Source organism: Streptomyces sp. NPDC054796, assembly GCF_053611545.1.
Genome location: NZ_JBSHAO010000067.1, coordinates 22,615 through 41,656 on the forward strand (window position 1 = coordinate 22,615; position 19,042 = coordinate 41,656).

The window sequence follows — 19,042 nt, forward strand, 5'->3', positions numbered from 1 at the left end:
AACCCCAGGTATGGCAGTCAGCTTTCAAGCTGTTTGCATGACGGCCATCTGTGACGGCCACTCTGAAGAGTCGGTCACGGCAGAGGCGGTATCCACATGGATGCACGCGCATGAGGCCAAGACAGGCCACCAGGTGTTCCGGCGACTCGTAACGGACACCGAGTCCATTCAGTCGTCTGGTCAGCCCAAGCCCGCCACTCCATTGCCCGCCGGAGATAAGAGCGTGAAGCGCCCTCTCAGCTCTGACGCCTAGGTTTACACCAGCGACACCAGCGACACCGAGACATTCTTCCGTGTGGCTGCGTTATTGCTCATAGGGGCGACGCTGAGCGCATGGACAGCAATAGTCACGTCCCCCGCCGCGAGCAACATTCTCTAATTCCCGTCCGGCTGTCTGTGTGCTGGCCCGGCAGCCGGGAGGGTTCCCTCTCACGCTCAGCCGAAAAGGAGAGAGCACAGTGACAGTGACCATTTCCCGCCCCGCCCCGGAACACGTGGCGGAGCGGGCACGTGAGATCTACACGGCCATGGCAACAGACGTCGAAATCGACCGCCTCGAACTGGCCGTCTCTCAGTATTCCTCTGACTGGGACGACTTCTACGGCTACACACTCATCACTGACGGCGGCGGCTACGACGCGGTCGCCGACGCACCGGGGCTGTTCAAGGAGGCGCTTCGGGTGATGGCGCTCAAGTCCGCCGTGTGGGACCTCACCGGGACGGACATTGGCAGCGGAGCTGCCGATGTCCGTCCCGGTGGACACCACGACGCACGCCATGCTGGCGCAGTTCTCGCTTCTGACGCGCATGATGAAGCGTCACAAGATGCAGTTCGTGCACATGACGGACGTGGAGCACGAAAACAATGCGTGGGACCACGGCGACTACACGCACCAGGCATACAAGGCCGCATTTGGTGACCTTGCCCCGCGCTACTGGATCGGGGCCGAAGAGACCGAGCGGCGCCGCAAGGTACTGGATGAGGTGTACGCGGGAATCGGGGTCACCGAGCGCGGAAAGAAGGTTTCCATCCCGCAGCTTTCCACCACGGCCGCTTAGGCACGGCTGGTTCCTCCGCCTCCGGGATCGTGGCTTCCGGGGGCGGGGCAATCCTGTCAGGTTCAAGCCCCACCTTGTGGGGGTGGACGCAAACTGGCGTTCCGTCGAGTGCGTACCGGTACCCGTCTTCCGGATTGAAAGACGCCGCTCTGGTCGGCCGGTCGTAGACGCGGAATTCCGGCCTGGGAAGCCGCTTTGCCGGACAGATGCCACACGCCAAATGATCCCCGTCTTCGGCGTTCACGAAGGGCTCGGCCATAGAGCGAGCCTAGCCCCTCAAAGGACCGTAGAGACGCCCATTCACCACCGAAGCCGCCGTACCTATGGCCACCTACCACTGGCCCACGGAGAAGCCCCGTGCCCCACGATCACCGCGTCCTGATCCCCGCCGACCCCGAGGATGTTTTCTACGACCCCCATGGCTGGGCGTACTCGTCAGGTTTCCCCGTCGCCGTCCTCGACGGCCACGCACCCCACTTCGTCATGCGCCGCATCCAGGACCGCGCCGTCCGCCTGATGTACGAGCTGCCGCACGGACCCGCCTTCCTGACCACTTACCCACGCAGGATGCCGTCCGGGCAGGTCATCGAGATCATGGAGGGGAACATGGCCACCCTCCTGACCGGTTACGCCTGCCACCCCCTGCGCCTGCGTGAGAAGGGCGAGTGCATCGCCGTCGACGGCACCACCCGTGACTGCCTGTCCACCCTCCTCGCGCCCCGGCACTGGTGGCAGGCTCGCCACACCCGCATCGGCAAGGCGCTGGAGCACGAGGGCCGCACCGTCATCCTCACCGCCCCGCTCGTCGGCGGGCGGAAGCTCCAGCTCACCACCGTTGCCCCCAGTCCGACCCCATGAGACCCCGTCCCCTCCTGCGTCTTCCCCCACCCGCACTGATAACGACACCCGATCAACGCCACGGCGACAGGCTATTTCCGCGATCAATGCTGGTTGTGGCACTGTATGAGTCCGTCCAACCAGTAGGAAGGCCCTCAAAAGGGGTCGTTCTGCCTCGCAAGGAGTGTGTGTTGCTCACTGTCGGTGACAAGTTCCCCGAGTTCGAACTGACCGCCTGCGTCTCCCTGGAGAAGGGCAAGGAGTTCGAGGAAATCACCCACAAGACCTACGAGGGCAAGTGGAAGGTCGTCTTCGCCTGGCCGAAGGACTTCACTTTCGTCTGCCCGACCGAGATCGCCGCGTTCGGCAAGCTGAACGAGGAGTTCGCGGACCGCGACGCGCAGATCCTCGGCTTCTCCGGTGACTCGGAGTTCGTGCACCACGCCTGGCGCAAGGACCACGACGACCTGCGTGACCTGCCCTTCCCGATGATGGCCGACTCCAAGCACGAGCTGATGCGCGAGCTGGGCATCGAGGGCGAGGACGGCTTCGCGCAGCGTGCCGTCTTCATCGTGGACCAGAACAACGAGATCCAGTTCACGATGGTGACCGCCGGTTCCGTGGGCCGTAACCCCAAGGAGGTCCTGCGGGTCCTCGACGCGCTCCAGACCGACGAGCTGTGCCCCTGCAACTGGACCTCGGGCGACGAGACGCTCGACCCGGTCGCGCTGCTGGCGGGTGAGTGATCACCCCATGGCCCTCGACGACCTGAAGTCGGCCCTGCCCGACTACGCCAAGGACCTGAAGCTCAACCTGGGTTCCGTCATAGGCAACTCGGAGCTGCCCAAGCAGCAGCTCTGGGGCACCGTGCTCGCCACGGCCATCGCGTCCCGCTCCGGTATCGTCCTGCGTGCTCTGGAGCCGGAGGCGAAGGAGAACCTGAGCGCGGAGGCGTACACCGCCGCCAAGTCCGCCGCCGCCATCATGGCGATGAACAACGTCTACTACCGCACCCGGCACCTGCTGTCGGACCCGGAGTACGGCACCCTGCGCGCCGGTCTGCGGATGAACGTCATCGGCAACCCGGGCGTGGAGAAGGTGGACTTCGAGCTGTGGTCGCTCGCCGTCTCCGCCATCAACGGCTGCGGCATGTGCCTGGACTCGCACGAGCAGGTGCTGCGGAAGGCCGGTGTCGACCGCGAGACGATCCAGGAGGCGTTCAAGATCGCCTCGGTCGTCCAGGCCGTCGGCGCCACCCTTGAGGCCGAGGCCCAGCTCCAGGGCTGACCCGGATCTCCTACATACGAAGCCCGTCCCGTACCGGTGATCACCGGTACGGGACGGGCTTCGTCGTGCTCGCCGTGCCGCGCGGGCGCCAGCGCTAGGGCAGCGCCAGCTCGAACCAGACGACCTTCCCCGTCGAGAGCCGCGTCGCGCCCCAGCGCCGCGCCATCTTGTTGACGAGGTACAGGCCGCGCCCGCCCTCGTCCGTCGCGCGGGCCTGCCGCAGCCTCGGCAGCTGCGGCACGTCGTCGCCGACCTCGCAGCGCAGCGTGTCCGTGCGCAGCAGGCGCAGCGTGATGGGGCGTTCCGCGTAGCGCACCGCGTTCGTCACGACCTCGCTGACCAGCAGCTCGACCGAGTCCGTCAGCTCCTCCAGGTCCCAGCGCGCCAGCGCGCGCCGGGCCAGCCTGCGGGCCTGCCCCGCGGTCTGCGCGCGCGGGTCGAGGAACCAGTACGCGACGTCGCTGGGCGCGATCCCGTCGAAACGCGCGGCGAGCAGCGCGATGTCGTCGTCGCGGTCGCCGGGGCCGAGGATGTCCAGCACCTCGTCGCACAGCGGCTCCAGCGGGGCCGACGCGTCCGGCCGGGTCAGCCTGGCCGTCGCGGCGAGCTTCTCGCGCAGATGCTCGATGCCCGTCCACACGTCGCGCTGACGCGACTCGACGAGACCGTCGGTGTAGAGCAGCAGCGTCGCGCCCGCCGGCGCGTCCAGCTCCACCGCCTCGAAGTCCACACCGCCGACGCCGATCGGCGCGCCCGCCGGGATGCGCAGCACCTCGGCACGCCCGCCCCGGTGCAGCATCACCGGCGGCGGATGGCCCGCGTTCGCGACCACTATCCGGTGCGCCACCGGGTCGTAGACGGCGTAGAGGCAGGTGGCCATGCGGTCGCTGCCGAGCCGCTGTGCCTGTTCGTCCAGGTGGTGCAGCACTTCCTGGGGCGGCAGGTCGAGCCCGGCCAGGGTCTGCGCCGTCGTGCGGAGCTGGCCCATGATCGCGGCCGACGTCATGGAGTGCCCCATCACGTCGCCCACCACGAGCGCGACCCGGCTGCCCGGCAGCGGGATCGCGTCGTACCAGTCGCCGCCGACGCGCGCGGTCTCGGCCGCCGGCAGATAGCGGCTGGCGAGCTGGCAGCCGGTGGGCTGCGGCAGCTCGTCCGGGAGCATGGTGCGCTGCAACTCGTCGGCGATGTACGCCTCGCGCCCGTACAGCACGGCCTTGTCGACGCCGAGCGCGGTGTGGGTGGCGAGCTGCGCCGCGATCAGGAGGTCGTCCGGCTCGAACGCGGGGCGCTCGGGGCGACGCAGGAAGACGGCCGCTCCGATGACTCTTCGGCGCCCTCGCAGCGGCGCGAGGATGGCGCGGTTGCCGGAGGGCACGTCGCGGCCCGTGCCGAGCAGTTCGGGGAGCGCGGCGCGGGCCGCGGGCGCGTCGGCGAAGACGGGGCGCACCCCGCGCAGCACCTCGGCGAGGGGGCCTCCGGCGCGCACCTCGGCGAACTCCGTCGCAGCCGAGGTGCCGTCGGGCACGGCGGACAGCAGCGACAGGCCCTGCGCGGGCTCACCGCCCGCGTCTCCCGCACCGGCGTCACCGCCGGAGACGGCACCCGAACCGGAACCCGGAACCGCACCCGAAGCGGAACCTGGAACGGCACCGGAAACGGAACCGGAGCCCGAGCCCGAGCCCGAGCCCGGACCCGTGCCCGCCTCCGCCGCGCGCGCCTGGGCCGCCTGCGCCCGCACCGCCGACTGTGGGTCCTCGGGGATGCGGTCGCTGCGGCGCAGCCTCAGCACGACGGGTCCGGTCGGCCGCTCGTCGCCCACGGGGAGCGGGTCGCGCAGATAGACGAGGATCGCGTCCGAGTAGGCGGGCACACTGGCGCGGCACAGGCCGAGCACCGTCTCGTCGAGGTCTATGCCGCGCGCGATCCTGCGGGTGGCGGCGCCGACGAACCGCAGCCGGTCGCCGCCTCTGCGCTCGCGCTCGGCGCTCTCGCTCATGGCAGCCGAGGCGGCCGTCGCCGGGTCGGCCAGGGGCGGCGCGGCGCGGTCGTCGGGGTGCGAGTCCCCGCCGCTGTCCAGGTGCGGAGCCGCGGGCTCCGGGGGCTTGCCGCCCTCCGGAGCGCCCTGTGCCGGGACGCCGGGCGCCCCCGCGCCGCCCGGTGCGTTCTCGTGTGCGCCCGCCCTGTCCGCTGACCTGTCCGCCGCCCTGTCGGCCGCCCTGTCGGCCGCCGTCGGCCCGGTGGGTCCGGCGGCGCCCATGGGGCCCTCGGCCCCCTCGGGCTCGTGGGGTCCACCGGTCTCACCGGGGCCGCCGGCGCCGGGCGGTCCCGGTGTGCCGGTCCGGCCGGCCGGTTCCTCGGGAACGGCGGAGTGTTCCGCCGCGCAGCCCGGGTCCGTGCCCGCGTTCACGCCCTGCTTCCCCCTGTTCCGCTTGGTCCTCGTCCTCGCGTTGCCCTTCTCCTTTCCCTTTCCCTTCCCGTTCCCCCTGGTCCCGCCGTCGCCCGCGCCGCCGCCGTCCCGCTGTGCGGGCGGGCGGGCGGAACGCTCCCGCGCGCCCCCGCCGTGTGCGGGTGCGGGCGCGGATGCGGGCATCGGGTCGGCAGCCGCCTGGTGGGGGGCAGGGCGGGCGGCGGGGGCCCCGGCATGCGCGGGGTCCTGGCCGCCGCCGTTGGGCGGGGCCTTGTCGGTCGGGTTCGCCGCAGGCGAGTGCGTCCTCTCGGCGCTGCTCGCCGTGGGCGATTCATGCTCCGTCACGCGTTCGGTTTCCATCCATCCGGGGCTGCGCGTCGGGCGCGGCCGGCGCTGGGTGCTCGCCGGCTACGGGCGTCGTCGGCATCGCAGGAAAAGCTGGATCTCGGGCGGTACATCGGTGCTGGCCGGAGCATAGGCGTAGGCGTCCTCCCCGGCGATCTCGAAACCCGCCTCGCGTACGACCCGGCGCAAGTCGTCCCGCAGATAACCGGATACCCGGATCGTGTTGCCCAAGAACGGAATCGAGAAGTCATTCACATCTGCTTCCACCATCGCGATGGCCAACGGACCGCCCTCGCGCAACTGGCTGTGCAGCATGCGCAGAGCGTACGGAATCTCCTCGCGTGGCAGCATCAGCAGCGAGAAGAAGGCGGCGGCTCCATCGAAGGGGCCAAGGTTGCGCTTCTCCAGATCCGCGAAGTCCATGCGGTGGAATTCGGCTTCGGGCACATTGTCGCGGCACAGCTTCAGCATCGCAGCCGACAGATCGACGCCCGTCACCCGGTGCCCCGCGTCGGTCAGTTGACGTGCCGTCGGCAGGCCCGTACCGCAGCCGAGGTCGAGCACCCGGGCGCCGGCGGGCAGCTCGGCGGCGAGCCACGCGCCCGCGGCGAGCTGTCCCTCCTTGTGGGGGAAGGCTTCGTCGTAGCGGTCGCCGATGGTGTCGAACGCCTCGGCCTGACCGGTCCTGTCGATGCCGGACCTGTCGAAGCCTTTGTACGCCCCGTGTCCATCAGTCCTGCCCACGATTGGCCTCCTCTCTGACCGCGCGCCAAACCCCCGACGGGGAAGGGGAGTTGTGCAGCAGAGCGCTTACGGACGTTGATCCTACGTTTGCAGTATGGGGGCGCAGCAAGCGTTTCCGGGAGGTAGGCGGGGTCACGTGTTGAACGGTGTGCCGCGCGCTCTGCCGCGCCCGGCTCCGCTGCCCGCAGCCCGCTCGACGGTGACGGGGCGGCGGTCCCAGTCGTCCGGCAGCCGGGGGACGGGCCAGCGCGGGTCGGGGCGCCAGTGCTCCCAGCCGTCGGGGAACGGCGAGGCCCAGGAGCGGATGCGGCACAGCGCCGCCTCGCCCGCCTCGCGGACGCGCCGCGCCTGCTCGGCGTCCATGAGGCCCGCGCGCTGCGCCTCGGCGAACTCGTCCTCGTCGCGCCACTCCCAGGTGTGGTCCGGGTAGACGGCGATGTCCAGGAAATGGTCCTCGGAGTCGACGCCGCCCACCCATCGGTGACGGGGCTCTTCGAGGTTGACGTAGAAGTTCTTGAACCGCCAGCCGCGCTCCCAGAACAGCCACACCGACCACGGCTCGCCCGGCCGCGCCAGCTTGAGCACCCCGGTGCCGAACCAGCGCGAGAGCGCGACGGTGCGGGGCTTGGTGTAGCGGGTGGCGAGCGGTTCACGGTGCACAGGGGTGCCGTCGGCCAGCTCGGGCTTCACGCAGACGGTGCCGGGCGCGAGCCACACGGCGAGCAGGTCAGGGGTGTCGTGGACGACGGTGACGGGGCGGCAGATGTGCGGGGCGCCCGCGGGGGAGCCGTTGGCGCGGTAGCGCCACAGGATCTGCGATCCCGGCGACCAGTGGCCGCTGGCGTGCGCTCCGGTCCCGATGCCGGTGCTGGTGCCGTTGCCGGTGTCGGTGCTGTGTGCCTTTCCCGCTGTGTCCGCCGTCTCCGCTGTCATGCGCAGATCCTAGGCGCGACGGGCCCGTCGCGCCGTGAGCTGTGCCGCAGCCCAACTCGTACGGGCGTGACCCTTCCCACGCCCGGAGGGGGCGGCCACCCCGGCCGCACGCCCCCTCCGGGCGGCCTCGCCACGCGTCAGGGGTGCGTCATGCGCAGGACGTCCAGCGCCTCGTCCAACTGCTCCAGCGTCAGATCCCCCCGCTCGACGTGCCCCGCCTCCAGGACCGCCTCGCGGATCGTCTTCCGCTCGGCGAGCGCCTTCTTGGCGACGGCGGCGGCGGCCTCGTAGCCGATGTACTTGTTGAGCGGTGTGACGACGGAGGGGGAGGACTCGGCGTACTCGCGGGCGCGTTCCGCGTTCGCCGTGATGCCGTCCACGGTGCGGTCGGCCAGCAGCCGGGAGGCGTTCGTCAGCAGCCTGACCGACTCCAGCAGGTTCTTGGCCATGACCGGCAGCATCACGTTCAGCTCGAAGTTGCCCGAGGCCCCGGCCGTGGCCACCGTCGCGTCGTTGCCGATGACCTGCGCGGCGACCATCAGCACGGCCTCCGGGATCACCGGGTTGACCTTGCCCGGCATGATCGAGGAGCCGGGCTGGAGGTCGGGCAGCGCGATCTCGGCGAGCCCGGTCCTGGGGCCCGAGGCCATCCAGCGCAGATCGTTGGAGATCTTGGTGAGCCCGACGGCGATCGTACGGAGCTGGCCCGATGTCTCCACGAGCCCGTCCCGCGCCCCCTGCGCCTCGAAGTGGTCGCGCGCCTCGGTGAGCGGCAGCCCCGTGGTCCTGGCGACCTCCTCGATGACGGCCCCTGAGAAGCCGGGCGGCGTGTTGATGCCGGTGCCCACGGCCGTACCGCCCAGGGGCAGCTCGGCGAGGCGCGGCAGCGAGGCGCGCAGCCGCTCGATGCCGTGCCGCACCTGCGCCGCGTACCCGCCGAACTCCTGGCCCAGCGTCACGGGCGTCGCGTCCATCAGATGCGTCCGCCCCGACTTCACCACCTGCGCGAACTCCTCCGCCTTGTGGCTCAGCGACGCCGCGAGGTGGTCGAGCGCGGGGATCAGGCCGGCCGTGACGGCGGCCGTCGCCGCGATGTGGATGGAGGAGGGGAAGACGTCGTTCGAGGACTGGCTCGCGTTGACGTGGTCGTTGGGGTGGACGGGCGAGCCCAGGCGCTCGGTCGCCAGGGTGGCGACGACCTCGTTCATGTTCATGTTGGACGAGGTGCCGGAGCCCGTCTGGAAGACGTCCACGGGGAACTGGTCGTCCCAGCGCCCCGAAGCGACCTCCTCGGCCGCCGAGCGCACCGCCTCCGCCAGGTCCTTGTCGAGCACGCCCAGTTCGGCGTTGACCACGGCCGCCGCCGCTTTGATCCGGGCCAGCGCCTCGATGTGCGCGCGCTCCAGGCGCTGGCCGCTGACGGGGAAGTTCTCCACGGCCCGCTGCGTCTGCGCCCGCCACTTGGCCTCGACGGGCACCCGTACCTCGCCCATCGAGTCGTGCTCGGTCCTGTACTCCGTGTGCTCCGTGCTCTCGCTCATGCTGTGTGCACCTCCATGACCACCAGCGTCCCGCACCGGGTACCACATTCCCGGCAGGCCCCACCCGGCTCCGGTGCCGGATGCCGCCGGGCCGGTGCGGCTCAGCCCTCGCCGCCGACCTGCGTGTACGCGCTGTTGACGATCTTCTGGGCCAGACCGGCGTCGTCCCGGTCCACGCGCGCCCTCACCCAGAGCTGCCGCCGCTCGCCCGAGACCACGCGGAAGGTGCCCCACATCGTCAGCTCGTACGTCTTCTCCGTGCGCCGCACCGCGTAGAACGCCGTCCCGTCACCGCTGCGCCGCCACGGCAGGCGGACGGCGCCGGGGCGGCTCTCGGCGAAGGCGCGGGCCTTCTTGTCCGGGCACTCCTTGCCGCAGTCGAGCTGGGCGACGTGCAGGCGCAGCCGGGGCCCGGACCCGAGCGCCGGGTTCATGACGCGCTGGTAGGAGAGGTCGCGGCCGGTCAGGTTGACGCAGTCGTAGGCGGTCCCGTCGTCGGGCCGCGCGTCGGAGATGTTGCAGTCGATGTCCTTCGGGGCGCGGAAGGGGAAGGCCAGCCCGCCCACGTCCCAGACGAAGGAGCGCTCCCCCTTGCCCCACACCGCGCCGTGCAGCCGGTGCTCGGGGCGGCGGTAGCGGCCGAGCCGGGAGTCCTCGGGGGGCTCCGGGCCACGGGGGACGGCGGCGAGGTCCCGGCCGTCGTCGCGGCCCAGCGACCGGCGCAGCAGCGACTCGGCGACGGCGGCGAGCCGGTCGTGGGAGGCGTACTCCTCGGCGTAGTCGACGGTCACGATCCGGTTGGCGTCGCGCGCCGTGTACGTCGCCCTGGGCAGGCTGAGCGACCCTGCGCCGGGGACGAGGGGCGGCGCGTACACCCTGCGGACCGCCTCGTCGGCGGGCGACGGCGAGGTGTCGACGGTCGTGTCGCGGTCCTCGCGCGCGAGCTTGCTGTTGCCCCGCTGCTCCGTCCGCGCGTTGTGCAGCACCACGGCGAACTGCTCGGCGGCCTGCGCGGTCCCGTCGGCGCTCAGATCGCCCGCCCAGGTGGAGACCTTGACGCTCACCCGGACCTCGGGCCGGAAGGGCGCCCGCTCGTCGGCGGCGCAGGTGCCGTCGCCCGCGCCCTCGGGGTACTTCCGCAGCGGCGCGGGGCGGAAGACGCGGCGCGGGTCCGCCATCAGCTCGCCGAGCACGTCGCGGGAGAGCGCGGCGCAGACGACGCCGGCGCGTGGGTACGGGTGCGGGCCGGGGACGGGCGGCGTGTTCAGCAGGCCGATGCCGGTGGCCAGGAGGAGCAGCACGCCCAGCCCCGCCACGGCGCCGGGGAGCGCGTCGCGGAGCGCGGCGCGGAGGGCGGCGGCCCAGCGGCGGTACCGGGCCGGTTCCGGCACTCCGGCTTCGGGGGTGGCGGCTTCCGGGATGTCGGCGGCCAGCCGGTTGCGCAGCTCGATGTGGCGGAACCGGTAGACGCCGCCCGCCTGGCGCAGGACGCCCTTCGCGTGGGCCTCCCGGAGGAAGTCCATGAGGTGCCAGGGCAGCCGTCCCGTCGCGGCGAACCAGACGCGCGCGAGGGTGTAGCGGCCCCAGGCGGAGACGGCGTTCTCGTACAACCAGGTGCTCAGCGTGGCCCCGGCGACCGTGCCTGTCCAGGCCCAGCCCGTCACCACGTCGCGGCCCCCGACGATCTGCCACACGGCGAGCAGCAGCCACGGCAGCACCCACAGCAGGCCGGGGTCCCCCTCCGTGTTCCTGACCGCGAAGCCGGTCGCCAGCGTGACCCGCCGGTCCCGCCGCAGCAGCCGCGCGGGCTCGGCGGCCGTCTCCGGGTCGGCCGGGGTCCTGGCGTGCGTGAACGGCCAGCGCACGAGCGAGCGCAGGGCGAAGACGGCGACGATCAGCACCGCGAGGCGGGCGGCGTCGGGGCCGCCGTCCGAGCCCGCCGCGTACGCGACGAAGCCCAGCAGCGCCGCCCAGCCCGCGAGCGTGCCCGTCAGCTTCCACCGGGGCGTCTGCCGTAGGTCCGACGGGCGCGGCAGCCGCGCCTGCTGCGGCGCGCGCCCCGTACCCCCGCCGTACTCGCCCCACGCGAACGCGCACACCCCAGCGCCGAAGACCGCCCACAGCGGCACGGGCACCGGCACCGGCTGCCAGTGCGCCCACGGGGGCGTGCCGAGGTCCATCCGGCTGACGGTGAATGTCGCGACGGCCGCCGCCGGCAGCACGCTCAGCCTGCGCACCCAGCCGGGCAGCGCCTCCTCCAGCCGCCACCAGGCGATCTCCTGCCCGCCGAAGCGGCGCGTGTGCGCGGCGAGGAACGCGGCCCAGCCGCGCGCCCGCTCGGCGCGCTCGCGCCCGGCGTCGGTGTAGGCGGCGGTCAGGAACGCGTCGTACAGGTGCCGTTCCACGGCCTGCCGGGTGGTGAAGCGTCCGGCGCCGAGGAGTTCGGCGGGGTCCGCGTCCGTCTCGCTGTAGGCGACGCGGGCGAGCGCGACCATCAGCGGGGTGCTGAGCACCCGGCGCAGCACGCGCGTCTCGCGCGCGGTGTCGTCCGGGTCGGCCAGCCGCGCCAGCACCGGCGCCCACTTGGTGCGGGAGGGGTCGCTGCGGCTGGTGCGACGGCTGGTACGGGGCAGATAGCGGGCGAGGTCGTCCGTCGTGAGCGGGCACAGCTCGACGGCGACGGCTCCGGGCAGCGGCAGCGCGGCCCCGTCGACGGCGCGGGTGTACTCGGCGGTGCGGCTGGTCAGCACGCAGCGCGCGTGCTCGGTGAGGCTCGCGCGCAACTGGCGCAGCGCCTCCGGCTGGGTGGCGAGGGGCAGCTCGTCGAAGCCGTCGAGGACGGGCAGCACCCGGCCCGACGCGATCAGGTCGAGCGCCGCCTCCGGGGTGGGCAGCGGCACGGGGTGCTCGGCGCACAGCCGCTCGGCCGCCCAGCGCCACAGGCCCTGGGGCCCGCGCGGGTCCCACGAGGCGAGCGGCAGCACGACGGGCACGGGCGCGGCCGAGGCGGGGCCTCGCGCCTCCAGCAGGGTGCGCGCGAGCCGCTGCGCGAGGACGGTCTTGCCCGCGCCCGGCTCGCCCAGGACGACCAGCCGCTGCCGGGGGAGCCGGGTGAAGAACGCGGCGGCGCCCGCGAACTCGCCCTCCGCTTCGAGGGCCCCGGCCGAGCCGTCCGCGAGCAGGTTCGGCGCGTGGTCCGTGACCAGCGGATCGGCGGCCTGCCACCGTACGGGGATGGGCGTGGGTGTGCTCACGGGCGAGAGCGCGAGCTGGTCCTCCCTGCCGTACTGCCGGGTCAGCGCCTCCGCCAGTCCCTCGGCAGCCCGGTCGAGCCGGTGCCCTGGCAGCGGCGTACGGGGGCGTGCGCGGCTGCCCCGCTCCCGTAACCGGCGCCGCTCCCGTATCCGGCCCACGGCGGCCGAGCCCGCGAGCGCCGCCGCGCACAGCGCGGCAGGCGCGGCCAGCCGCCCGCCCGAGGCGGCCGGGCCCAGCACGCCGGGCGGCGCGGCCCACAGCACGGCTCCGGCACAGGCCAGCAGCGCGGTGAGCACGAGGAGGCGGAGGGGGGAGCGGGGAGGCGCGGCGGGTTCCTCGTGCACATGGATGTGGACGGCGTCGACGCGTTCCGCCAGCACGACGTTGCCGAAGGTGCCCCCGGTGATCCGGTTCTCCCAGCGGGGCGCGTCCTCCGCGCGGGGTGTGCCCTCCGCGCGGGCCATGTCCCCCGGACGGGGCGTCCCGTCCGTCGTGCCCCCGTCCACCGGCCACCCCCGCCCGCCCCACGACCCGTCAGGGGACGGATCTTAGCCCTGGCGCCCCACGTGTGAAGAGGAAGGAGAGGGGCGCAGAATGGGGGCGGCCGCAGGGGCCGGGAACGTGAGGAGAGACGTATGAGCAGCTCAGCGACCGAACCGGTGATCGTCGTGGCGACCTTCAGGCCGCGTCCCGAGGCACGGGAGCAGGTGCGCGACGCGCTCCGCGTCGCGGCGGAACGCGTCCACGAGGAGCCCGGCTGCGAGCTGTACGCGCTCCACGAGGCCGAGGACCGCTTCGTCCTCGTCGAGAAGTGGACGACGGAGGAGCAGCTCGCTGAGCACGGCCGCGCCCCGGCCGTCAAGGAACTGCGCGCCGCGCTCGACGGCAAGCTGCTGGAGCCCAACGACGTGGTCAGGCTCGCCGCACTCCCGGCGGGCAGGCCCGAGGCGGGCGCGCTCTGACCCGGCCCGCGCCCTGAACGCGCCCGCGCCCCGGCCATGCCCCGGCCGGGGCGTCGCACGTCACGCGCCCCGTACCGGCGTCATGCGCCCCGTACCGGGATCGACGTCACGAAGGTCTGCTCGGGCGCCGGGTCGGCGAAGAAGTCGTTGCCCTTGTCGTCCATGACGATGAACGCGGGGAAGTCCTCGACCTCGATGCGCCAGACCGCCTCCATGCCTAGCTCCTCGTACTCCAGGACCTCCACCTTCTTGATGCAGTCCTGCGCCAGCCGGGCCGCCGGGCCGCCGATGGAGCCGAGGTAGAAGCCGCCGTGCGCCGCGCACGCGTCGGTGACCTGCTTGCTGCGGTTGCCCTTGGCCAGCATCACCTTGGAGCCGCCCGCCGCCTGGAACTGCTCCACGTAGGCGTCCATCCGGCCGGCGGTCGTCGGGCCGAAGGAGCCGGAGGCGTAGCCCTCGGGCGTCTTGGCGGGGCCCGCGTAGTAGACGGGGTGGTCCTTGAGGTACTGCGGCATCTCCTCGCCCGCGTCGAGCCGTTCCTTGATCTTCGCGTGGGCGATGTCCCGCGCGACGACCAGCGTGCCGGTCAGCGACAGCCGGGTCTTGACGGGGTGCTTGGTCAGCTCGGCCAGGATCTCGTCCATGGGCCGCGCCAGGTCGATCCGTACCGCGTCCAGATCCGCGCCCGCGCCCTCCGTCAGCTCGGACTCGGTCGTCTCGGGGAGGAAGCGCGCCGGGTCGGTCTCCAGCTGCTCCAGGAAGACGCCCTCGGCCGTGATCTTGGCCTTGGCCTGCCGGTCGGCCGAGCAGGAGACGGCTATGGCGACGGGGCAGGAGGCGCCGTGCCGGGGGAGCCGCACCACGCGCACGTCGTGGCAGAAGTACTTGCCGCCGAACTGCGCGCCGATGCCGATCTTCTGCGTCAGCTCGAAGACCTGCTGCTCCAGCTCCTTGTCCCGGAAGCCGTTGCCCGCGGGGGAGCCCTCGGCGGGCAGCTCGTCGAGGTAGTGCGCCGAGGCGTACTTCGCCGTCTTGAGCGCGTACTCGGCGCTCGTGCCGCCGACGACGATCGCGAGGTGGTACGGCGGGCAGGCGGCCGTGCCCAGCGAACGGATCTTCTCCTCCAGGAACTTCATCATGCTCGCCTCGTTGAGGACGGCCTTCGTCTCCTGGTAGAGGAAGGACTTGTTGGCGCTGCCGCCGCCCTTGGCCATGAAGAGGAACTTGTACGCGTCACCGTCGGTCGCGTACAGCTCCACCTGGGCCGGCAGGTTGTTGCCGGTGTTCTTCTCGTCCCACATCGTCAGCGGGGCCATCTGCGAGTAGCGCAGGTTGAGCTGCGTGTAGGCGTCGTAGATGCCGTGCGAGAGCGCCTCCTCGTCGCCGCCCTCCGTCAGCACCTGCTGGCCGCGCTTGCCCATCACGATCGCGGTGCCGGTGTCCTGGCACATGGGGAGCACACCGGCCGCGGCGATGTTGGCGTTCTTCAGCAGGTCGAGCGCGACGAAGCGGTCGTTGGGGCTGGCCTCCGGGTCCTCCAGGATGCGGCGGAGCTGGGCCAGGTGCTCGGGGCGCAGATAGTGCGAGATGTCGTGCATCGCCTCGGCGGCCAGCTTGCGCAGCGCCTCCGGCTCGACCTTCAGGAAGGTCCTCCCGTCCGCCTCGAAGGTGCTGACGCCCTCCGAGGTGATGAGGCGGTACGGGGTGGTGTCCTCGCCCAGGGGGAGCAGATCCGTGTAGGTGAACTCCGGGTGGGACGGGCGGGAGCTGGCTGGCATGGGGGACTCTTCCTCTCGCTACGGCTCTCGACGGTGAGCGCGCCTCACAGCGTAGAACGCCCCCTTCGTGCCTGTGCTTGTGAGGTAAGGCTCAGTAGCCCCTCGGCCGTCGACGTAGCGGAGGGTTCGGCTCCGGGCGGTCGGGGGGCTCGGGGCTCTGGTCGCGATCTATCGCGTCTGGGTACGCTGGCCCGGTGACTGACTCCCCGCTGGAAAAGAAGCCCGCACGGCCCGCGGCCGAGGCCGTCGAGCCCGCGAGGTCCGTGGCGCCCGTGGAGCCCGCCGAGGTGTCCGTGCGCGCCTCGGACGCCGACCGCGACAGGGTCGCGGACATCCTGCGCGAGGCCCTGGCCGAGGGGCGGCTGGACGCGGAGGAGCACGGGGAACGCATCGACGCCGTCTACAGCGCCAAGACCGTCGGCGAGCTGGAGCCGCTGGTGCGCGATCTCCCGGCGGGACGGGCCGAGCCGTACCGCGCGGCGCGCCCCTCGTCCGCGCCCGCGCCCGCCGCGTTCTCCGTGCCCGACGACGGCCTCGGCCCCAAGGAGAACCTCGTCGCCGTCTTCAGCGGCGCCGTGCGCAAGGGCCGCTGGCGGGCGCCCAGGAAGATCAACGCCTTCGCCTGCTTCGGCGGCGTCGAGATCGATCTGACGGAGGCGGACTTCCCGTATCCGTACGTCGTCATCAACGCGACGGCGGTCTTCGGCGGCATCGAGATCCGGGTGCCCGAGAACGTCACGCTGCGGCAGAAGGGCGCGGGCGTCTTCGGCGGCTTCGACGTGCGCACCTTCGAGTCGGACGATCCGGACGCGCCCACGGTGCTGGTCCAGGGCGCCGCGGTCTTCGGCGGCGTCGAGGCCAAGCCGCGCCGCGGCAAGCGCCTCCGGAACCTGCGCGACCGCCTCCGCAAGGAGCTGTGACCCCTGAGGGGCGCGGGGTCGCCGGGGCGCTAGGCGCGAAGGCCCGAGGGGTGCGCGGGTGCCGGGCGGCGCGGCCCTTCCGGGCCGGTGCCGGGCGGCTGAGCTGCGGTCACGCGGGGGAGCCGGCCGCCGCGCGTGGGCGCGCGGGCGTGGCCGGTAAGGGGCGCGCGGGGGCGGCGAGTGGCGCCACGGTATGCATACCGCCGCGCACAGCGGGTAGGGCTCGGGCATCGTCTCTCGTACGGTCAGCAGCGCGAACTGCCGTGCGCAGCAAGACGGGTGAAGGTGAGTCACCGTCGTCTCGTCAGGAGCAGATCGTGCTGCAACCGCCGCATCAGTCCCTGAAGGCAGCCGCTATAGTCCCCGCCCCGCGTGCGCCAGAGCGCGACGACCAAGCGGGGCCCTGGCATTCGGAAGCGGTCTGCCGAAGGGATGAGGCCGGCCTCTTCTTCGCACCCTCCAAGGAACCGACCGCCGCACGGCTCTCCCGCGAACAGGCGGCCAAGAGGCTCTGCGCCCGCTGTCCCGTGATGGTGGAGTGCCGCGAGCACGCGCTGGTCATGCCGGAGCCCTACGGGGTGTGGGGCGGCCTCACCGCGGCGGAACGCCGTGTCGTCCTCGCCCGCAGGCGCCGCAGGGAGGCCGCGGGCGCGGGTGCGCCGGGCGTGCCGGGTGTGCCCGCCACGGCCGAGGCGCAGCCGGTGCCGCGTATCGCCTGACGGCGCACGCTGCCGTCGACCCGCCGCCGTCGCGCCGCTGACCGTCCGCCACGGGAACGCGCACCGGCCGGGCGTGACGCGGCCGGTACCGCCTCCGGCGGTCGGACCGGCCGCGTTCCTCTCCCGTACCCCGTGCGGCCCGGTGCGTCAGCGCGTCCCGGCCGGGTCAGCGCGCCCGGTCGAAGTCCACGGCGCTGTACGCGCGCAGCTTGGACAGCTTGTGCGTGGACTCGATCTTGCGGATCGTGCCGGACTTCGAGCGCATCACCAGCGATTCGGTGTACGCGCGCTCGCCCCGGAAGTGCACGCCCCGCAGCAGGTCGCCGTCGGTGATGCCGGTGGCCACGAAGAAGACGTTCTCGCCGCCGACCAGGTCCTCGGTGTGCAGGACGCGGTCGAGGTCGTGGCCCGCGTCGAGCGCGCGCTGCCGCTCCTCGTCGTCCTTCGGCCACAGCTTGCCCTGGATGGTGCCGCCCAGGCACTTTATGGCGCAGGCCGCGATGATGCCCTCGGGGGTGCCGCCGATGCCGAGGAGCAGATCGACGCCTGTCCCCTCCCGTACGGCCGCGATCGCGCCCGCGACGTCGCCGTCCGAGATCAGCTTGATCCGCGCGCCCGACTCGCGGATCTCCTTCACCAGGCCGTCGTGGCGCGGCCGGTCCAGGACGACGACGGTGACGTCGTCCGGGGTGCAGCCCTTGGCCTTGGCGATGCGGCGGACGTTGACGGCGGGCGGGGCGGTGATGTCCACGAACTCGGCGGCGTCGGGGCCCGTGACGAGCTTCTCCATGTAGAAGACCGCGCTCGGGTCGAACATCGCGCCGCGCTCGGCCACGGCCAGCACGGAGACCGCGTTGGTCATGCCCTTGGCGGTGAGGGTGGTGCCGTCGATCGGGTCCACGGCGACGTCGCACTCCGCGCCGTTCCCGTCGCCGACCCGCTCGCCGTTGTAGAGCATCGGCGCCTCGTCCTTCTCGCCCTCGCCGATGACGACGACGCCGTTCATCGAGACGGTGGAGACGAGGGTGCGCATGGCCTTGACGGCCGCGCCGTCGGCGCCGTTCTTGTCGCCGCGGCCGACCCAGCGGCCCGAGGCCATGGCGCCCGCTTCGGTGACCCGTACGAGTTCCAGGGCCAGGTTGCGGTCGGGTGCCTCCGGCGCGACCTCTAGCTGGGAGGGAAGGTGGTGGTGTTCGGTCATCGGAGCGCACCTTTCTGCTCGGCGACGGCCGGGCTACTGAGGGTGGGGCAACTCTATCGAGCCTTCGAAAGAGTGAGCAGTGCGCCCATCGGATGAGCGCTTCCCGTCACCCGTCCTGCTGCCTCTCCTTCTGTCTCTCCCTCCCCTGTACCCCGGGGCCGTGTGACACCCGGCATAAGGGACGATGGAGTGGTGGCAGCAGACAAGCAGCGGGGCAAGCAGTCGGTGCGGGACATGGTCATCTCGCTGGGGGTGATCGTTCTCGCCGCCTGGGTGATCTATCTGTTCGTGCCGCACGACGAGCACCAGGATCCGGTCAAGCCCGTCAGCTACCGCGTGGAGCTGGACTCGGCGCGCCGCGCCGCGCCGTACCCTGTCCTCGCCCCGCACGGGCTGTCCGACGACTGGCGCCCGACGTCGGTGACGTACGAGCCGGAAGGCCAGCAGGGCGCCGCCTGGCATCTGGGCTTCATGGCGCCGGGCGACGAATACGCGGCCGTCGAGCAGAGCGACCAGTCGCGCCCGGCGAAGTTCATCGAGGACGTCACCCACAAGGCGTCGAAGACCGCGAAGACGGACACCTTCGGCGGCGAGAAGTGGACGCGGTACGAGGGCGAGAAGTACGACGCGCTCGTCCTGGAGGACCCGGAGAACAAGGTCACCACCGTCGTCACCGGCACCGCCTCCTTCGCGCGGCTCGGTGAGCTGGCGGACTCCCTCACCTCGGGGAAGGCCGCCGAGGAGGCGGCGAGCAAGGCGGCCGACGAGGCCGCGCGCAAGGAAGCGGAGAAGGCGGCCGAGGGGACCACCGAGAACTGACCCGTCGGACTGACCCGTCGGGCACGAGCTGAACCGGGCACGAGCTGAACCGGGTACGAACCGAGCCGGGGGGCCCCGCCGCGGGGGCCGGGGGGCCCGCGCGGCGCGGGCGCGCGCGGCGCGGGACGACGCGGCGGCCGCCGGCCAGGCCCCGCGGGGGGGGCGCGCGGGGGGCGCGCCCGGGGGGCGCGCAACGAGGCTGCCGTACGGGCCCAGGCGGTCGGGACAGGTG

Annotated in this window: 16 protein-coding genes; 9 read left to right on the forward strand and 7 right to left on the reverse strand. The window is 72.4% G+C overall.

What is annotated here, in order from left to right:
• The first annotated feature begins 10 nt into the window (after positions 1 to 10).
• From ACWGJ2_RS35110 to ACWGJ2_RS35130, 5 genes are all read left to right on the forward strand, one after another.
• Positions 11 to 253: a DUF7848 domain-containing protein gene (locus ACWGJ2_RS35110; protein ID WP_453350419.1), complete on the forward strand. Its 243-nt coding sequence runs from the start codon at positions 11 to 13 to the stop codon at positions 251 to 253.
• A 491-nt stretch (positions 254 to 744) separates the two neighbouring features.
• Positions 745 to 1,059, forward strand: a complete 315-nt coding sequence (locus ACWGJ2_RS35115) for a hypothetical protein (protein WP_453350406.1) — start codon at positions 745 to 747, stop codon at positions 1,057 to 1,059.
• A gap of 357 nt (positions 1,060 to 1,416) precedes the next feature.
• The gene (locus tag ACWGJ2_RS35120) at positions 1,417 to 1,917 is read left to right on the forward strand and encodes a hypothetical protein (RefSeq protein ID WP_453350407.1); all 501 of its coding nucleotides are present in this window, start codon (positions 1,417 to 1,419) and stop codon (positions 1,915 to 1,917) included.
• Between the two features lie 170 nt (positions 1,918 to 2,087).
• A complete protein-coding gene (locus ACWGJ2_RS35125; RefSeq protein ID WP_453350408.1) occupies positions 2,088 to 2,642 on the forward strand; it encodes a peroxiredoxin in 555 nt (184 codons plus the stop codon).
• A 7-nt stretch (positions 2,643 to 2,649) separates the two neighbouring features.
• Complete coding sequence (locus ACWGJ2_RS35130) at positions 2,650 to 3,183, forward strand: alkyl hydroperoxide reductase (RefSeq protein ID WP_453350409.1); 534 nt, start codon at positions 2,650 to 2,652, stop codon at positions 3,181 to 3,183.
• A 94-nt stretch (positions 3,184 to 3,277) separates the two neighbouring features.
• Here ACWGJ2_RS35130 and ACWGJ2_RS35135 read toward each other — a convergent pair whose 3' ends face one another.
• The 5 genes from ACWGJ2_RS35135 to ACWGJ2_RS35155 form a co-directional block, all read right to left on the reverse strand.
• Positions 3,278 to 5,938: a SpoIIE family protein phosphatase gene (locus tag ACWGJ2_RS35135; protein WP_453350410.1), complete on the reverse strand. Its 2,661-nt coding sequence runs from the start codon at positions 5,936 to 5,938 to the stop codon at positions 3,278 to 3,280.
• Between the two features lie 63 nt (positions 5,939 to 6,001).
• Positions 6,002 to 6,682, reverse strand: a complete 681-nt coding sequence (locus tag ACWGJ2_RS35140) for a class I SAM-dependent DNA methyltransferase (protein WP_453350411.1) — start codon at positions 6,680 to 6,682, stop codon at positions 6,002 to 6,004.
• A gap of 132 nt (positions 6,683 to 6,814) precedes the next feature.
• Positions 6,815 to 7,615 carry a cytidylyl-2-hydroxypropylphosphonate hydrolase gene (gene fomD, locus ACWGJ2_RS35145; protein ID WP_453350412.1) on the reverse strand — a complete coding sequence of 267 codons (801 nt, stop codon included), beginning with the start codon at positions 7,613 to 7,615 and terminating at the stop codon, positions 6,815 to 6,817.
• Positions 7,616 to 7,752: 137 nt separating this feature from the next.
• Positions 7,753 to 9,156, reverse strand: coding sequence for a class II fumarate hydratase (locus tag ACWGJ2_RS35150; RefSeq protein WP_453350413.1), 1,404 nt, complete (start codon positions 9,154 to 9,156; stop codon positions 7,753 to 7,755).
• Between the two features lie 101 nt (positions 9,157 to 9,257).
• Positions 9,258 to 12,917, reverse strand: a complete 3,660-nt coding sequence (locus ACWGJ2_RS35155) for an NACHT domain-containing protein (protein ID WP_453350414.1) — start codon at positions 12,915 to 12,917, stop codon at positions 9,258 to 9,260.
• A 129-nt stretch (positions 12,918 to 13,046) separates the two neighbouring features.
• Here ACWGJ2_RS35155 and ACWGJ2_RS35160 point away from each other — a divergent pair, with 129 nt between their 5' ends.
• Positions 13,047 to 13,373 (forward strand): putative quinol monooxygenase, encoded by a 327-nt coding sequence (locus ACWGJ2_RS35160; protein WP_453350415.1) that lies wholly within the window; start codon positions 13,047 to 13,049, stop codon positions 13,371 to 13,373.
• An 80-nt stretch (positions 13,374 to 13,453) separates the two neighbouring features.
• On the opposite strand, the gene ACWGJ2_RS35165 is transcribed toward ACWGJ2_RS35160, so the two are convergent.
• A complete protein-coding gene (locus ACWGJ2_RS35165; RefSeq protein WP_453350416.1) occupies positions 13,454 to 15,151 on the reverse strand; it encodes a fumarate hydratase in 1,698 nt (565 codons plus the stop codon).
• A gap of 194 nt (positions 15,152 to 15,345) precedes the next feature.
• Here ACWGJ2_RS35165 and ACWGJ2_RS35170 point away from each other — a divergent pair, with 194 nt between their 5' ends.
• Both ACWGJ2_RS35170 and ACWGJ2_RS35175 read left to right on the forward strand, forming a co-directional pair.
• Positions 15,346 to 16,071, forward strand: coding sequence for a DUF1707 SHOCT-like domain-containing protein (locus tag ACWGJ2_RS35170; RefSeq protein ID WP_453350417.1), 726 nt, complete (start codon positions 15,346 to 15,348; stop codon positions 16,069 to 16,071).
• Between the two features lie 317 nt (positions 16,072 to 16,388).
• Positions 16,389 to 16,790 carry a WhiB family transcriptional regulator gene (locus ACWGJ2_RS35175; RefSeq protein WP_453350420.1) on the forward strand — a complete coding sequence of 134 codons (402 nt, stop codon included), beginning with the start codon at positions 16,389 to 16,391 and terminating at the stop codon, positions 16,788 to 16,790.
• Positions 16,791 to 16,956: 166 nt separating this feature from the next.
• Here the strand turns inward: ACWGJ2_RS35175 and glpX are convergent, their stop codons facing one another.
• Positions 16,957 to 17,991: a class II fructose-bisphosphatase gene (glpX, locus tag ACWGJ2_RS35180; protein ID WP_453350418.1), complete on the reverse strand. Its 1,035-nt coding sequence runs from the start codon at positions 17,989 to 17,991 to the stop codon at positions 16,957 to 16,959.
• A 174-nt stretch (positions 17,992 to 18,165) separates the two neighbouring features.
• On the opposite strand from glpX, the gene ACWGJ2_RS35185 reads away from it, so the two are divergent.
• The gene (locus tag ACWGJ2_RS35185; RefSeq protein ID WP_453350421.1) at positions 18,166 to 18,810 is read left to right on the forward strand and encodes a DUF4245 domain-containing protein; all 645 of its coding nucleotides are present in this window, start codon (positions 18,166 to 18,168) and stop codon (positions 18,808 to 18,810) included.
• Positions 18,811 to 19,042: the final 232 nt, after the last annotated feature.

Bases quoted from the DNA above. Each gene is read 5' to 3' on its own strand.
- ACWGJ2_RS35165 (WP_453350416.1), bottom strand. From the start codon at position 15,151: ATGCCAGCCAGCTCCCGCCCGTCCCACCCGGAGTTCACCTACACGGAT.
- ACWGJ2_RS35115 (WP_453350406.1), top strand. From the start codon at position 745: ATGTCCGTCCCGGTGGACACCACGACGCACGCCATGCTGGCGCAGTTC.
- ACWGJ2_RS35130 (WP_453350409.1), top strand. From the start codon at position 2,650: ATGGCCCTCGACGACCTGAAGTCGGCCCTGCCCGACTACGCCAAGGAC.
- fomD (WP_453350412.1), bottom strand. From the start codon at position 7,615: ATGACAGCGGAGACGGCGGACACAGCGGGAAAGGCACACAGCACCGAC.
- ACWGJ2_RS35110 (WP_453350419.1), top strand. From the start codon at position 11: ATGGCAGTCAGCTTTCAAGCTGTTTGCATGACGGCCATCTGTGACGGC.
- glpX (WP_453350418.1), bottom strand. From the start codon at position 17,991: ATGACCGAACACCACCACCTTCCCTCCCAGCTAGAGGTCGCGCCGGAG.
- ACWGJ2_RS35150 (WP_453350413.1), bottom strand. From the start codon at position 9,156: ATGAGCGAGAGCACGGAGCACACGGAGTACAGGACCGAGCACGACTCG.
- ACWGJ2_RS35160 (WP_453350415.1), top strand. From the start codon at position 13,047: ATGAGCAGCTCAGCGACCGAACCGGTGATCGTCGTGGCGACCTTCAGG.